Genomic DNA, 13,894 nt, shown 5'->3' with positions numbered 1-13,894 from the left:
GGAAAAAGGTTCAAACCCCGCGCAAAAATATTTTCCCCGCCAATTTTGAACCATCTTCGGGCGGGCTGCTATTGACCGCTACAACATTAACAGAATGCTCAGCGAACGTGCTTGCCTCTTCCGTCTTCTGCGGCCCGGCCCTGTTGGCGCCGGACCATGGCGCTTTGCTCCGCCTCCTCCTCCTGGCGCCGCTGCTCGAAGAATGGATCGTCCGTGCCGGCTTGCACACCTGGCTTCTGCGGCGCACTTCGCCCCTTCCTGCGCTGTTGCTCAGCGCTGCCGCCTTCAGCGCCCTGCATCTGGGCTCGGGCCTGACGGCGGCGGTGCTGGTGTTTTGGCCCGGCTTACTGTTCGGCGCTGCCTATCAGCGCTGGCGTGACTGGCGTTTGTGCGCGCTGCTGCATGGCCTGTGCAACGCCTTTGCAATCACCCTTTGTGGATCTTAGTGACTGGAGAACCGATGAAACCTATCCCACCGTCCCACCGCCGCGCGCTATCAGCCGCCGGTCTGTGGACCATGCTCACGCTGGCGTCCGGCGCGCAGGCGGCCGACGCCCTGAACGGCAAGAGCCTGTACCTGAATGGGCCGACCTCCGGCGGCACCGCCTGCGCCTCCTGCCACGGTGCCACGCCGGCCAACAACGTCAATGGCATTCTGGCGGCGGCCAACAACGCCAGCGTGATCAGCAGCGCCTTCGCCGCCAATCGCGGCGGCATGGGTTCCCTGTACAACGGCAAATTCAGCGCCGCTGAACTGGATGACCTGGCGGCCTTCATCGGCAATCCGAATGTGACGGCGGCGCCGGCAGCCTCGCTGGCGCCGGCCACGCTGTCCTTCGCCGGCACCACCGTGGGCCAGAGCAGCGCAGCCCTCAGCACCACGCTGACCAATAGTGGCAACGCCGCGCTGAACATCAGCGCGCTGAGCGTGGGCGGCGCCAATGCCGGCGACTTCGCCATCACCGGCGGCAGTTGCAGCGCCGGCGGCTCGGTGGCAGCGGGCGCCAACTGTTCGGTGCAACTGGTGTTCCGTCCGACCGTGGCCGGCGCGCGCGGCGCGGCGCTGAACATCAGCCATAACGCCACCGGTGGCAGCAGCAGCGTGGCCCTCAGCGGCACTGGCAACAGCACGCCAACCGCCACCATCGCGTTGTCGGCCACCACGCTGAACTTCGGCGCGCTGGTGACTGGCAGCGCTTCGCCGGTACAGACCATCACCATCAACAATGCTGGCCAGGCCGCGCTGAGCTTCAGCAGCATCGCGCTGTCCGGCGCCAATGCCGGCATCTTCACGCTGGGCGGCACCTGCACGACCTCGGCGCAAGTGGCGGCTGGCGGCAGTTGCACTGTCACCCTGAGTGCGACGCCAACAACGGCTGGCGCCTTTGCCGCCAGCCTGAATCTGGCCTCCAATGCCAGCAATGGCGCGCTCGCGGTCAGCCTGTCCGGCAGTGCCAGCGCGGCGGCGCCTTCGCTGTCCGCCAATCCTGGCGCCGTGGCTTTCGGCAGCCAGACCATCGGCGCCGGCGCCACCACGCAGAACGTGGCCGTGACCAACCGTGGCAACGTGGCGGTGACCTTTAGCGGCATCACCGTCAGCGGCGCCGCCAGCGTCAGTATCGGCAGCGGTGGTTGCAGTGGCACCCTGGCGGTGGGGGCGAGCTGCAATGTGCCGCTGTCATTCGCGCCGACTGCGGCGGGTGACATCAGCGCCACGCTGCTGGTGCGATCGAATGCGCCTGACCTGTCGGTCGGCATCACCGGCTCCGGCACCACGGCCGCCGCCGCGCGGCCGGTGTTGTCGGATACCGCTGCGGTGGTGTTCGCGGATACGCAGGTGGGCCAGCAAGCCGCCGTGCACCACGCCACGCTGAGTAACAGCGGCAATGCCGCGCTGAAGATCACTTCTCTGGTCCTCGGTGGCAGCAACCCCGCCGACTTTGCGCTGGCCGGCAGCTGCGCCGTTGGCGGCACCGTCAGTCCTGGCGCCAGCTGCACCATCGACACCACCTTCCAGCCCTCCACCGCCGGTGCCCGCAGCGCCGATCTGGTCTTGATGACCGATGGCGGCGTCCAGTTCAGCGTGCACCAGAGCGGCAACGGTCTGGCCGTGCCCACCACCACGCCTGGCCTGAGCGCCAATCCGCAATCGTTCGACTTCGGCAGCGCCACTGTCGGCGCAACCGGACCACTGAAGCGCTTCACGCTGACCAACACCGGCAGCGCCGCACTGACCATCGACAGCGCCACCTTCAGCGGCCCGTACGCCATCGCCAGCGATGCCAACGCCTGCGGCGCCTTCCCACTGACGCTGGCCGCCGGCGCCTCGTGCGAGCTGCCGGTGCGCTTCACGCCCACCGGCACCGGCAGCGCCAGCGGCAACCTGACGCTGCAAGCCAGCGGCACCAGCTGGACCGTCGCCCTCAGCGGCCAAGGCAGCGCCGCTGCCGCCACCGACAACTCGCACCACAACCGTGGCGGTGGCGGCTGCTCGTCGGTACAGGATGGGAACGATCCAATGCTGGCCATCCTGGTCGTGCTGGCCGCCGCCGTGCTGCTGTGGCGGCGCCGCCAGGCCCGCGCCGCCGCTGCGGCGGGCACGCTGGCCGCGGTGGCCGCATGCGCCGTGTTCACCATGCCGTCGCCCGCATCCGCGCTGGAAACCGGCCAGCCGGCACCCGCCTTCACGCTGAACGGCCCGGATGGCGCGGTCCGGTTGGATCAGTACAAGGGCAAGCTGGTGTACATCGATTTCTGGGCCTCGTGGTGCGGCCCGTGCCGCCAGTCCTTCCCGTGGATGAACGAGATGCAGGCACGCTACGGCAATCAGGGCTTGCAGATCGTTGGCGTCAACGTCGATGCCAAATCGGACGATGCGCGCAGCTTCCTGGCCGCCACGCCGGCGCGCTTCGTCATCGCCTTCGATCCGAATGGCACCGCGCCACGCACCTACGGCGTCAAGGGCATGCCGAGCAGTGTGCTGATCGGCCCGGACGGCAAGGTGCTGTATGAGCACAGCGGCTTCCGCGCCGCCGACCGCGAAGCGCTGGAAAGCCGCATCAAGGCCGCGCTGGGAGCGGTGAAATGAAGGCCCGCTACGTGATCGCACTGTGCTGCGCGGCGGTCGGCCTGTCCGGCTGCGCGCTGCCGCAGGTGCAGCCGTGGGAAAAAGGCCAGCTGGCGCGCCAGGACATGCTGCTGCAGGGCGACGCGCTCGGCACCCGCTTCAATGAACACATCTACGCCAGCAAGGAAGCCGCCTCCGGCGGCAGCGCGGTTGGCGGCGGCGGCTGCGGCTGCAACTGACAAGGAGCCCTATGGATAACACCAAACAGCCGGTGGGACAGGCATTGCTGGCGGCGGCCATGCTGCTGCCTGGCCTGGCCCACGCCGAGGCGCCGCCAGAGCGCGGCGCCATCAGCGTCAAATACCTGTACTACAAGGAGGACCAGCCGGACCTGGATCGCGTGCAAGTGCATGCGCCGTCAGTGTCGGTGATGGCGCCGGTGGCGGGCGAGTGGACCATCGCCGCCAGCGCCACCATGGACGATGTCTCCGGTGCTTCGCCACGCTTTCACACGGCGGTATCCGGCGCCTCGCGCATGGACGACTTGCGCAAGGCGGGCGATGTCACCGTGACGCGCTATCTGCCACACGGCACGGTCAGCGTTGGCACGGCCTTCTCCACCGAGCACGATTACCGTTCGCGCGCGTTGTCGCTGCAAGCCACCTTCGACAGCGACGACAAGAATACCACCTGGGCGCTGGGCCTCGGCGGTTCGGACGACACCATCAATCCGGTCAATCACGCGGTGGTTAACGAAGGCCGGCAAACGGTCAGCGTGCTGGCCGGTGTGACGCGCGTGTTCACGCCGATCGACATCGGCCAGCTGACCTACACCCACAGCAGCGGCCACGGTTACTACTCCGATCCGTACAAACTGGTCGACAACCGGCCACGCCAGCGCGATCAGGATACGCTGCTGGCGCAGTGGAATCACCGCTTCGTCGATGCCGACGCCACCAGTCGCCTGAGCTATCGCTACTACCGCGACAGCTTCGGCATCAGCGCGCATACGCTGTCGGGCGAATGGGTACAGTCGCTGGTCAACGGCTGGACATTGACGCCGGCGCTGCGCCTGTATTCGCAGCGGGCCGCCGACTTCTATTTCGATCCGGTCTACGACGCCAAGCTGGGCGCGCCGTTCCCGCCCGGTTATGTGTTCGGCGGTTCGGCCTTCACTTCGGCCGATCAGCGTCTGTCCGGGTTTGGCGCGGTCACGGTGGGCCTCAAGGTGGCCAAGCAGATCGACCAGGACTGGAGCGTGGATCTGAAGCTGGAACGCTACGAGCAACGCGGATCGTGGCGGGTGTTTGGCACCGGCAGTCCGGGCCTGCAGCCGATGCGCGCCACCAGCCTGCAGGTCGGCTTCACGCGGCTATGGTAGAGCAGATTTACACCGTTTCGTTTTCCGCCATGGGCAGCCGCTGCGAGGTACGCCTGGCGGCGGCCGATGCGGCGGTGGCGCGTCATCTGGCCATGCGCGCCATTGAGGAAGTGCGGCGCATCGAGCATAAATATTCGCGCTACCGCAACGACAGCGTGGTGGCGCGCATCAATGCCGCCGCCGGCTTGCGGCGCGTGAGGTGCGATCAGGAGACCGCCGCGCTGCTGGCTTATGCCGACACGCTGCATGCCAGCAGCGAACAGCGTTTCGACATCACCTCCGGCGTGCTGCGCAAGGCATGGGATTTCCGACTGGCGGTGCTGCCGCGACCGGAGGTGCTGGCCGGTCTGCTACCGCTGGTCGGCTGGCACCGGGTGGAATTTGACGATGAATCGGTGTTCCTTCCCCAGCAGGGCATGGAGCTGGATTTCGGCGGCTTCGGCAAGGAGTATGCGGTGGACCGCGCGGCGGAGATGCTGACGATAATGGGCGTGACGCAAGGTTATGTGAATCTGGGCGGCGACATGCGCTTTATCGGTCCGCGTCCGGATGGCGCGGCGTGGGAGATCGGCATTCAGGACCCGCGCGATATGTCGGCCACGGTGGCGGGTATTCCGATGGAGCGCGGGGCGCTGGCCACCAGCGGCGATTACGAGCGGTTTATCGAGCTTGATGGGCGACGCTATTGCCATGTACTGAATCCGCGCAGCGGTATGCCGGTGTCTTACTGGCGTTCGGTGAGTGTGGTGGCGCCGCTGGCGATTACAGCCGGCAGTTGCACCACCACGGCGATGCTGCTGGAGCGGGATGGTCTGGATTTTCTTGAGCGCGCGGATGTGCGTTATCTGGCCATCGATTACGAGGGTCGTATTTTTCGGAGAACATGATGAGGTTCATTTTGAAATGGCTGTGCGCGTTGATGGTGGCGCTGTGGCTGCCGGCGGCGCTGGCGGAGGATTTTCTGCCGCCGGAGCAGGCGTTCGTGCTGAAGGCGGAGCTGCTGGATGCGCATACGGTGAGTCTGCGGTGGGCGATGCCGGCGGGGTATCACTTGTATCGCGAGCGTTTGTCGTTCACCGGGCCGGGGGTGACGCAACCACAACTGCCGGCGGGGCAGCGCAAGTTCGATGAGAACTTTGGCAAGGAGATGGAGACTTACTACACCTCGTTGGCGCTGAAGGTGCCGGTCAGCGGCACGGCGCCGTTCGATCTGACCGTCGGCTATCAGGGATGTGCGGATGCGGGCTTGTGCTATCCGCCGGTGGCGCTGACCTACACTATCAATCCGGCCGCGCCGGGCGTGCTGAGCGCGGCAACGCCAGCGCCAGCGCCGACTGCGACCGCGCCGGTCGCGCCCTCCGCGCCCCCCGCCCCGTCCAGCGTCGCCGCCGAAGACGACACCTCGCTCGCCCAGCGCACGCTGCAAAGCGGCAGCGTGTGGCGGATTGGCGGCGCCTTTCTGGTATTCGGCCTGCTGCTGTCCTTCACCCCCTGCGTGCTGCCGATGGTGCCCATCCTGTCCTCGATCATCGTCGGTGAGGGCAACGTAACCCGCCAGCGCGGCCTGCTGCTGGCCGCCGCCTACAGCCTGGGCATGGCACTGGTCTACACCGCGCTCGGCGTGGCGGCGGGCCTGGCCGGCGAAGGCTTGGCCGGCGCGCTGCAAAAACCATGGGTACTGTTGACCTTCGGCGCCCTGTTGTTCGCGCTCGCGCTGTCGATGTTCGACGTCTACCAGCTGCAACTGCCCGGCGCCCTGCAAAGCCGCTTGAGCGAATCGAGCGGCCGCCAGAGCGGCGGAAAAATCATCGGCGTATTCATCATGGGTGCGCTGTCCGCGCTCATCGTCGGTCCCTGCGTGGCAGGCCCGCTGGCCGGCGCCCTGCTCTACATCAGCCAGACCGGCAACGCCGTCACCGGCGGCTGGGCGCTGTTCTCCATGGCGGCCGGCATGAGCGTGCCGCTGCTGCTGACCGGTCTCTCTGCGGGCAGCCTGCTGCCACGCGCCGGTGCCTGGATGAACAGCGTGAAAAAAGTCTTCGGCCTGCTGCTGATCGCAGTGGCGATCTGGATGATTAGCCCGGTGCTGCCGGTCACCGCCAGCATGGCGCTGTGGGGCGCGTTCGCCATCCTGTGCGCCGCCTTCCTGCGCACCAGCGACGCGCTGCCGCAAAGCGCCGGTATCGGCGCCTACTCGGCCAAGGCATTGGGCGTGGTGATGCTGCTGGTGGGGATCTGTGAACTGGTGGGCGCCGCCAGCGCCGGCTCGGATGTGCTGCAACCGCTGGCCCACCTGCGCGGCAGTGCCGTGGCCAGCGTCACGCAGACCGCCGCACATGACGGCCCGCGCTTCACCCGCATCCGCACCGTGGCGGAACTGGATCAGGTGCTGAATGCCACCACCAAACCGGTGATGCTGGACTTCTACGCCGACTGGTGCGTCGCCTGCAAGGAAATGGAACGCATGACCTTTTCCGAAAGCCGGGTTGCCGCCGCCATGCAGGACATGCTGCTGATCCAGGTCGACGTCACCGCCAACAACCCGGACGACCGCGCGCTGATGAAGCGCTTCCAGCTGTTCGGCCCACCCGGCATCATCCTGTTCGACGCCCGCGGCAAGGAAGTGCCGCAGGCGCGCGTGATCGGCTTCATGCCGGCGGACTCCTTCGTGCGCCAGCTGCAGCGCACCGCCAGCTGATTAGTACTTGGCCGGCGCATTCGCCGCCGGCGTCGCCGAGCGAATGAATTCGCGCAGGTCGTCGTTGGCGGTGGCCAGGTCTTCCGATCGCAGATACATCATGTGGCCGCTACGGTAGCCCTCAAAGCGCAGACGATCCTTCATCTTGCCGCTCGGATCCAGCTGCCACATGGTGTACTTGGCGTCGAAATAGGTGCAGGCGCCATCGTAGTAGCCGGACTGGATGAACACCTTCAGGTACGGATTGGCCGCCATCGCCATGCGCAGATTCTCGCCGGTGTGCTCGTTCTTGAAGTCCCACGGATGCACGTCGCCGAACAGGTTGTACTTGATGTCGGTCTTGAAGCCCAGATCCACCCGCAGGTACTGGTTGATGGCCGGCGTGAACGAATGCAGCCACGAAGTCAGCTCGGCGTTGTAATCCACCTTGTCGCCGGAATCGGTCTTGTCGATGCCGAGGTAGCGCGAGTCCAGACGGCCCACGGTCTTGCCCTGCTTGCGCAGCAGCTCTTTCCAGAACTGGCCAGGCTGCACCGCCAGATTATTCTGCAGCACATAGTCAACCGACAGGCCGGAGTAACGCGCCACCTTGGCGGCGATCTGCGCCTTCTTCTGCGCGTCGAGGAAACCGCCCTTGGCCAGCGCCGGCAGGAATTCGTCGGTGGTGAAAGCTTCCACTTCCGGCAGCACGTCCTTCAGATCCTTGGCCTGCAGATCGGCCGGCAGCACTTTCTGATACCAGGCGGTGGCGGCGTAGTACGGCAGTTTCAGCGCGTCGTCGACCGCACCGTCACGCTTCAGGCCCAGTTCCGTCGGCGACACCAGCACCACGCCGTTCAGATACATCCACTGCGCGTTCTGCAGCTCCAGCGCCAGGCCGGCCACGCGCGAGGTGCCGTAGCTTTCGCCGATCAGGTACTTGGGCGAAGTCCAGCGGCCTTCGCGCGACACAAAGGTGCTGACCCATTCAGCCAGATACTGAATGTCCGCGTTCACGCCAAAGAAGCGTGCGCGGTCGGTTTTACCATCCAACACGCGCGAGAAGCCGGTGTTGACCGGATCGATATAAATAATATCCGCCACGTCCAGAATCGAATGCGGATTGTCCTTCACGCCATACGGCTGCACCGGATAACCTTCCGAGTCCAGGTTCAGCACCTTGGGACCGGTGTAGGCGATGTGCATCCACACCGATGCCGAGCCAGGGCCGCCGTTAAACGACAGCACCAGCGGACGCTTGCTCTTGTCGCTGACATCGGTGCGCTGGTAGTAGGTATAGAACAGCGACGCCGTCACCTTGCCATCCTTGTCCCACACCGGCTGGGTGCCAGCGGTGACTTTGTACGGCACCACTTTGCCCTTGATGGTGACCTGGCCAGTCTTGGTCACCTGGCTATCGGCTTTCAGCAAGCGCTCGCTGGCTTGCAGTTCTGCCGCACGTTCCTTGCTGAGTGCTGGCGCCTTGTCGGCGTCTTGAGCGGATGCGGTGGTTGCGGCGGTAACCGCGGCCAGCACCAGTATGGCGAGCTTGAATTTCATGGCTTCTCTCGGGGTTGAAAGAACCAATAGTAGACCAGCCACCCCAGAACTGACAATGAACTGGTTGAAGACTATGGACGCCAATCCAACACCGTCACCGGCTGCGGCGGCACGCTGGCCTGGCCCTCGCCGTCCACCTGCTGCACGTTCTGCACAAACAGGCTGAGAACACCGTCGCGGCGCCACAACTCGGTGTCGTAGCTCGGCTCCCAGGCGCCCACCGAATACGAGGTCAGATCCTCCACCGTCCACGCGCGGGCCGTGTCGGTGATGTCGGCGGTATGCGCCAGCGACACCTTGCTGCCACGCTCCTCGTCGCGGAACACCAGCAGCGCGCCGGCCTGGCCAACCATGATCTGCGGCCGCGCGATCGGAATCCGCTTGGTACCCTGCCCGCTCAGCGAAAACGCCGTCTTACGGAACCCCAGCGACCGTACCCGCCAAGCCGCACCGGTGTGATAGATGACGTGATACTGCGGCACGGTCGAACCGGCATCGCGCCAATAGCTGGCGATGTAAGGCCGGCCCTCGCTGTCGGCCGCCATCGAAGTCTGGTTGATCAACTCACTGTTCTGCGGAATGCGCAGCGCGTATTCGGCGCTGGCGGCGCTGATCGGCAGCGCGTACGGCGTGCCGTCCGAACGCTCCCACGTCAGGCCGCCGTCGCGCGAGCGCGCATAAGCCATGTCATGGTTGCTGGCCACGTCCGGCGATTCGCGCCACACCCAGGACAGATGCAGCGTGCCGCGATCATCGAGAAACGCCTGCCAGTAAGCGTTGCGCTTGCCCTCGCCGGTAATCAGATTGGTGTGCAACCGGGTCCAGCGCTGCGTGGCCGCGTCGTAGCGGTTGATCACCAGATCGCCGCGTCCCGAGCCGCCCAGCCGGTAGAAGAACAGCAGGTTCCCGTTCGGCAGCCGGTAGAACTCCGGATAGGACAGCTCCTGCTCATCGCGGCCGGTCATCGGCAACTGCGGTCCCAGCTCCAGCGATCCCGGCGCCACGCCGCGCGCATAGTGCAGCGGATTGTTATGGTGGTCCCAGGCCACGTGCAGATATCCGGCGCCGTCCACCATGATGCTGATGGTGTTATGCGCATCGGCCGCATTGCCCTGCCACGGCGTGCGCCGCAGCGTCCACTGCGTACTCCCCAGCGTGCGCTTGCCCAGCACCAGATAGCGCTGCGCATCGTAGTAAGCGACGTACTGAGTATCGCCCTGCGTCACCAGCGAATTTTTGCGGAACACCACCGCGTTGACCGAATTATTGGCCCAACCATCGCCCACCACCGAGATCACCGGCGCGGCCACGGCATGCAGGGAAGCAGCCGCCAGGGCTGCGATGATTAAACGTTTTATCATGCGCTCCATGCTAACCCGGCACATGCAAAAAGCCTAGCCCGGATCAATACTAGATTATTTCCTTATGGAAAACTATGAGATAATTCTGACCAGCGCCCCAAAACTTGCCGCTATGACCACCCCACACGACCACACACCCTACCTCGACCAACTGGACGACCCGCATGCCTTCTGGGAACAGCGGATCAAAGCCTGCCGCTGGATGATCGCCAAAACGCTCGGCCTGGGCGCGATCGCGGCCGCACTGGGCGTGCTCGGCCAGGGCTGGCTGGAACACGCGGCACCGCTGCTGCCCATCATCAGCCAGAACTACGGCATCTGGCAGACCGCCTATGTGCTATCGCTGATCCTGATCTTCCTGGTATGGGCCGCCGCCATGCGGCAGAAAATGGGCCTGCTGGAAAACAGCAAGCAGGGCTTGGCCATGCAGAACCGCATCGACGAGCACAATGCCCGCATCGAAGAACGCCGCCGCGCCACCCGGGAGCGCCGCGAAGAGCTGGCCAAGGAGCGCGAAGAGCGCTCGATCTACCACAAGGCGTCCGGTGGCCGCAGCAACAAGTTCGATTACTGATTACTCGTAGCGCAGGCAGTCCACCGGCAGCAGCTTGGACGCGCGCCGCGCCGGATAAAAGCCGAAGAACACGCCCACCAGGCTGGAAAAGCCGCATGCCACCACCACCGCCTGCAAGGTGATGAACACGTCGAACTTGCCGGTGGCGGTAATGCCGGCCGCCGCGCCGGTGGCCATCATGATGCCGAAGATGCCGCCCACCAGGCAGATCACCACCGCCTCGGTCAGGAACTGCAGCAGCACATCGCGCGGCTTGGCGCCGATCGCCATGCGGATGCCGATTTCGCGCGTGCGCTCGGTCACCGACACCAGCATGATGTTCATGATGCCGATGCCGCCGACGATTAGCGAAATCGCGCCGATCAAGCCAAGCAGCGCGGCCAGGCCGGCGCTGATCTTCTGCGCCGTCTCCGCGAACGAGGCCAGATTATCGATGTGGAAGTCGTCCGGCTGATCGAGCTTGATGTGGTGGCGGTCGCGCAGCGTCTCGTTGATGTCCTGGATCGCATCCTGCAGATTGCCGCCGGATTTACCCTGCGCCACCACGTAATGCACATTGCCGGGGAACTGCATCTTGACCAGATTGGCGGCAGCGGCGGTGATCGGCACCACCACGTATTCGCTTAAATCGCCGCCATCCACCTGCTTGCCCTCGCCGTACAGCACACCCACCACCTGGAACGACACATTCTCGATGCGGATGTATTTGCCCAGCGGGTCTTGCTTGTAAAAGAACTGGTCCGCGATCTTGCGGCCGATGACCACCATGCGCGCGGCGGCGCGCACGTCGGCGTCGCTGAAGGCGCTGCCCTTGTCCACCTTCCAGCCGCGAATCTTGAACATGGCAGGCGTCACGCCGTGCACCGTCTTGGAGGCGTTCTCGTTACCTACCGCCAGATTGAAGCCGCCCTGCAGTACCGGCGCCGCGCCGGCCAGCGACGGTAACTGATTCAGCGCATCGGCATCGCGCAGCGTCAGCGCCGGCTGAGCGCCGTTGCGCAAGCGCTGCTGCTGCGCGCGGTCGCCGCCGGGGGAGACGAACAGCATATTGGTGCCCAGCTGCTCCAGCTCCTTGGCGATGAAGCGCTTCATGCTGTCGCCCACCGCCAGCAGCAGCACCACCGAGGTGATGCCGATGATGATGCCCAACATGGTCAGCAGCGTGCGCAGGCGGTTCGCCATCATCGAGCGGAACGCTTCCACCACGATCTGTAAAAAGTTCATATCGTTTATACCATTAATGGTTCAATGCCAACTGCTGCAAGCCTTCGGCGGACGGACCGTCGTACAGCACGCGGCCGTCCTTCAGCCGCATCAGGCGCTTGCTGTAGGCGGCGATGTCCGGCTCGTGCGTCACCAGCAGAATGGTGATGCCGCGTTCCTGGTTCAGCTGCTGGAACGAGCCCATGATTTCCTCGCTGGTCTGGGTATCCAGATTGCCGGTCGGTTCGTCGGCCAGGATCAGCGGCGGGTCACCCACCAGCGCGCGGGCGATCGCCACCCGCTGCTGCTGGCCACCGGACAGCTGGTTGGGCGTGCGCTTGGCCATCGCCGCCAGGCCGACCCGCTCCAATTCCACCAGCGCCTTGGCGTGCGCCTTCGAGCGCGAGACGCCGGCGTAGATCAGCGGCAGCGCCACGTTCTCGGCCACGCTCATGCGCTTGATCAGGTTAAAGCTCTGGAACACGAAGCCGATGGTGCGGTTGCGGATCACCGCCAGCTCGCTGCGCGACAGCGTCAGCGTGTCGACGCCGTTGAGGTAGTAGCTGCCGCCGCTGGCCTGGTCCAGGCAGCCGAAGATGTTCATCAGCGTCGACTTGCCGGAGCCGGATTGGCCCATCACGGCCAGGAAATCGCCGCGCGGCACGGCGAGGTCTATGCCGTGCAGTACCTGGGTTTCCACACTGCCGGAGAAGTAGCTTTTGGTGACCTGACGGATGTCGATCAATAACCCGCTCACATGCCACCCGCCTGGTCGTTGCCGATGGCGCGGGTGATGACCTTGTCGCCTTTTTTCAGCTCACCGCCCACCACCTCGGTGTAGCGGAAGTTGGACAGGCCGATCTTCACGTCCAGCGGCTTGGGTTGGTTCTTGTCGTCCAGCGTGTAGATGCGGAACGAGCGCGCCAGATCGGCCTTGCTGCGGAACGAGGCGTCGTCGTCGCTCGGCGCGTCGTTGGCGGCAACCGCGCTGGCCGAAGCGGATGCGGATGCCGATGCCGCAGCGGCCTCCTGTTTCTTCTGCTTCTCGATTTCCTCGTCGCTGAGGCGGAAGCGCAGCGCGGCGGTCGGCACCCGCAGCACGTTCTGGCGATTGCCCACCAGCAGACGCACCTGCGCCGTCATGCCCGGCTTGAGCAGTTCGTCCTTGTTGTCGACGTCCAGCACCACATTGTAGGTGACCACGTTCTGCACCACATTGGCGGCCAGGCGGAACTGGCGCATGCGCGCATTGAATTCCTTGTCCGGATAAGCATCCACCACGAAGCGCGCCTCCTGCCCTTCCTTCAGCGAGCCGACATCGGCCTCGGAGACGCTGGTATCGATCTGCATCTTGGTCAGGTCGCGCGCGATCTGGAACAGCTGCGGCGTGGTGAACGACGCCGCCACCGTCTGCCCCAGGTCGATGGTGCGCTTGATGATGACGCCATCGATCGGCGAACGAATCACCGAGTTATCCAGATCCGCCTGAGCGCGCGCCAGCTGCGCCTGCGACAACTGGATATTCGCCTGCGCCACATCCACCTCGCGCTTGGACTGGTCCAGCGCCAGCGGCGAGATGAAGCTCTGCGTCACCAGCGTCTGATTGCGCGCGTGGGTGGCTTGCGCCAGCCGCAGCGACGCCTTGGCCGACGCCAGTTGCGCCTCGGCCTGACGCACCTGCGCGTTGAAAATCGTCGGGTCCAGTTTCAGCAGCACCTGTCCCTTCACCACATGGTCGTTGAAGTCCGCTTTCAGTTCGCCCACCGTGCCGGACACCTGCGAGCCGATGTTGATCAGCGCGACCGGATTGATGGTGCCGGTGGCCGTCACCGTCTGCGTGATATTGCCGCTATCGACGGCGGCGGTGCGGAAGCGTGGCGGTGGCACCACAGGGGTCTTGCTTTTGGAATAGTAGGCGGCGGCGCCTCCACCGATCACCAGCAGGGCGATGCCCAGCGCAATTTTCTTCTTGGTCAGGAAAGCCATTGTTTTCAATATGTTCCATAAATAGGTGCGGCAAGTATTGAACAGTTTTGCCTTTAATGCAACTAGTCATTCACTACCTCTTCTG

General features: G+C 64.9%; 12 protein-coding genes. 7 read left to right on the top strand and 5 right to left on the bottom strand.

All coding sequences use genetic code 11. The features are described from left to right. Nucleotides 1-107 precede the first annotated feature (107 nt). The 6 genes from mrtJ to dsbD are packed head-to-tail and all read left to right on the top strand — an operon-like array spanning nucleotide 108 to nucleotide 7,146. Nucleotides 108-446: a JDVT-CTERM system glutamic-type intramembrane protease MrtJ gene (mrtJ, locus tag GJ699_RS21030; protein ID WP_371867614.1), complete on the top strand. Its 339-nt coding sequence runs from the start codon at nucleotides 108-110 to the stop codon at nucleotides 444-446. Between the two features lie 14 nt (nucleotides 447-460). Further along, nucleotides 461-3,088 carry a choice-of-anchor D domain-containing protein gene (locus GJ699_RS21025; RefSeq protein ID WP_308495529.1) on the top strand — a complete coding sequence of 876 codons (2,628 nt, stop codon included), beginning with the start codon at nucleotides 461-463 and terminating at the stop codon, nucleotides 3,086-3,088. Then, on the top strand, nucleotides 3,085-3,306 hold the full coding sequence (locus GJ699_RS21015; protein ID WP_154379914.1) for a DUF4266 domain-containing protein: 222 nt from the start codon (nucleotides 3,085-3,087) through the stop codon (nucleotides 3,304-3,306). Before GJ699_RS21025 ends, GJ699_RS21015 begins: the two co-directional genes overlap by 4 nt. 11 nt (nucleotides 3,307-3,317) lie before the next feature. Beyond that, complete coding sequence (locus GJ699_RS21010) at nucleotides 3,318-4,448, top strand: DUF3570 domain-containing protein (RefSeq protein WP_154379912.1); 1,131 nt, start codon at nucleotides 3,318-3,320, stop codon at nucleotides 4,446-4,448. After that, nucleotides 4,442-5,335 (top strand): FAD:protein FMN transferase, encoded by an 894-nt coding sequence (locus tag GJ699_RS21005; RefSeq protein WP_154379910.1) that lies wholly within the window; start codon nucleotides 4,442-4,444, stop codon nucleotides 5,333-5,335. Before GJ699_RS21010 ends, GJ699_RS21005 begins: the two co-directional genes overlap by 7 nt. Beyond that, nucleotides 5,335-7,146 (top strand): protein-disulfide reductase DsbD, encoded by a 1,812-nt coding sequence (gene dsbD / locus GJ699_RS21000; protein WP_371867619.1) that lies wholly within the window; start codon nucleotides 5,335-5,337, stop codon nucleotides 7,144-7,146. Before GJ699_RS21005 ends, dsbD begins: the two co-directional genes overlap by 1 nt. Here the strand turns inward: dsbD and GJ699_RS20995 are convergent, their stop codons facing one another. Together GJ699_RS20995 and GJ699_RS20990 are read right to left on the bottom strand one after the other, a co-directional pair. Further along, nucleotides 7,147-8,685, bottom strand: a complete 1,539-nt coding sequence (locus tag GJ699_RS20995; protein WP_154379908.1) for a S10 family peptidase — start codon at nucleotides 8,683-8,685, stop codon at nucleotides 7,147-7,149. It lies immediately after the preceding gene. A gap of 71 nt (nucleotides 8,686-8,756) precedes the next feature. After that, nucleotides 8,757-10,046 (bottom strand): BNR repeat-containing protein, encoded by a 1,290-nt coding sequence (locus tag GJ699_RS20990; protein WP_154379906.1) that lies wholly within the window; start codon nucleotides 10,044-10,046, stop codon nucleotides 8,757-8,759. A gap of 112 nt (nucleotides 10,047-10,158) precedes the next feature. Between GJ699_RS20990 and GJ699_RS20985 the strand changes: the two genes are divergently transcribed. Continuing rightward, nucleotides 10,159-10,620, top strand: a complete 462-nt coding sequence (locus tag GJ699_RS20985; RefSeq protein ID WP_154379904.1) for a hypothetical protein — start codon at nucleotides 10,159-10,161, stop codon at nucleotides 10,618-10,620. Here GJ699_RS20985 and GJ699_RS20980 read toward each other — a convergent pair whose 3' ends face one another. The 3 genes from GJ699_RS20980 to GJ699_RS20970 are packed head-to-tail and all read right to left on the bottom strand — an operon-like array spanning nucleotide 10,621 to nucleotide 13,809. Next, nucleotides 10,621-11,844, bottom strand: a complete 1,224-nt coding sequence (locus tag GJ699_RS20980) for an ABC transporter permease (RefSeq protein WP_229262204.1) — start codon at nucleotides 11,842-11,844, stop codon at nucleotides 10,621-10,623. Nucleotides 11,845-11,857: 13 nt separating this feature from the next. Further along, entirely contained in the window at nucleotides 11,858-12,580 is a 723-nt protein-coding gene (locus tag GJ699_RS20975) for an ABC transporter ATP-binding protein (protein WP_371867613.1), read from the bottom strand. Further along, complete coding sequence (locus GJ699_RS20970) at nucleotides 12,577-13,809, bottom strand: efflux RND transporter periplasmic adaptor subunit (protein ID WP_154379903.1); 1,233 nt, start codon at nucleotides 13,807-13,809, stop codon at nucleotides 12,577-12,579. The genes GJ699_RS20975 and GJ699_RS20970 overlap by 4 nt, the downstream gene beginning before the upstream one ends. Nucleotides 13,810-13,894: the final 85 nt, after the last annotated feature.

It is taken from the genome of Duganella guangzhouensis, assembly GCF_009674535.1.
Taxonomy (GTDB): Bacteria; Pseudomonadota; Gammaproteobacteria; order Burkholderiales; family Burkholderiaceae_D; genus Rugamonas; species Rugamonas guangzhouensis.
This window is presented reverse-complemented; position numbering and strand designations above follow the sequence as displayed.

Excerpts from the sequence above, each read along its gene's own strand:
- dsbD (WP_371867619.1), top strand. The coding sequence starts at position 5,335 with ATGAGGTTCATTTTGAAATGGCTGTGCGCGTTGATGGTGGCGCTGTGG.
- GJ699_RS21025 (WP_308495529.1), top strand. The coding sequence starts at position 461 with ATGAAACCTATCCCACCGTCCCACCGCCGCGCGCTATCAGCCGCCGGT.
- GJ699_RS20995 (WP_154379908.1), bottom strand. The coding sequence starts at position 8,685 with ATGAAATTCAAGCTCGCCATACTGGTGCTGGCCGCGGTTACCGCCGCA.
- GJ699_RS20985 (WP_154379904.1), top strand. The coding sequence starts at position 10,159 with ATGACCACCCCACACGACCACACACCCTACCTCGACCAACTGGACGAC.
- GJ699_RS20970 (WP_154379903.1), bottom strand. The coding sequence starts at position 13,809 with ATGGCTTTCCTGACCAAGAAGAAAATTGCGCTGGGCATCGCCCTGCTG.
- GJ699_RS20980 (WP_229262204.1), bottom strand. The coding sequence starts at position 11,844 with ATGAACTTTTTACAGATCGTGGTGGAAGCGTTCCGCTCGATGATGGCG.
- GJ699_RS21010 (WP_154379912.1), top strand. The coding sequence starts at position 3,318 with ATGGATAACACCAAACAGCCGGTGGGACAGGCATTGCTGGCGGCGGCC.
- GJ699_RS20990 (WP_154379906.1), bottom strand. The coding sequence starts at position 10,046 with ATGATAAAACGTTTAATCATCGCAGCCCTGGCGGCTGCTTCCCTGCAT.
- GJ699_RS21015 (WP_154379914.1), top strand. The coding sequence starts at position 3,085 with ATGAAGGCCCGCTACGTGATCGCACTGTGCTGCGCGGCGGTCGGCCTG.
- GJ699_RS21005 (WP_154379910.1), top strand. The coding sequence starts at position 4,442 with ATGGTAGAGCAGATTTACACCGTTTCGTTTTCCGCCATGGGCAGCCGC.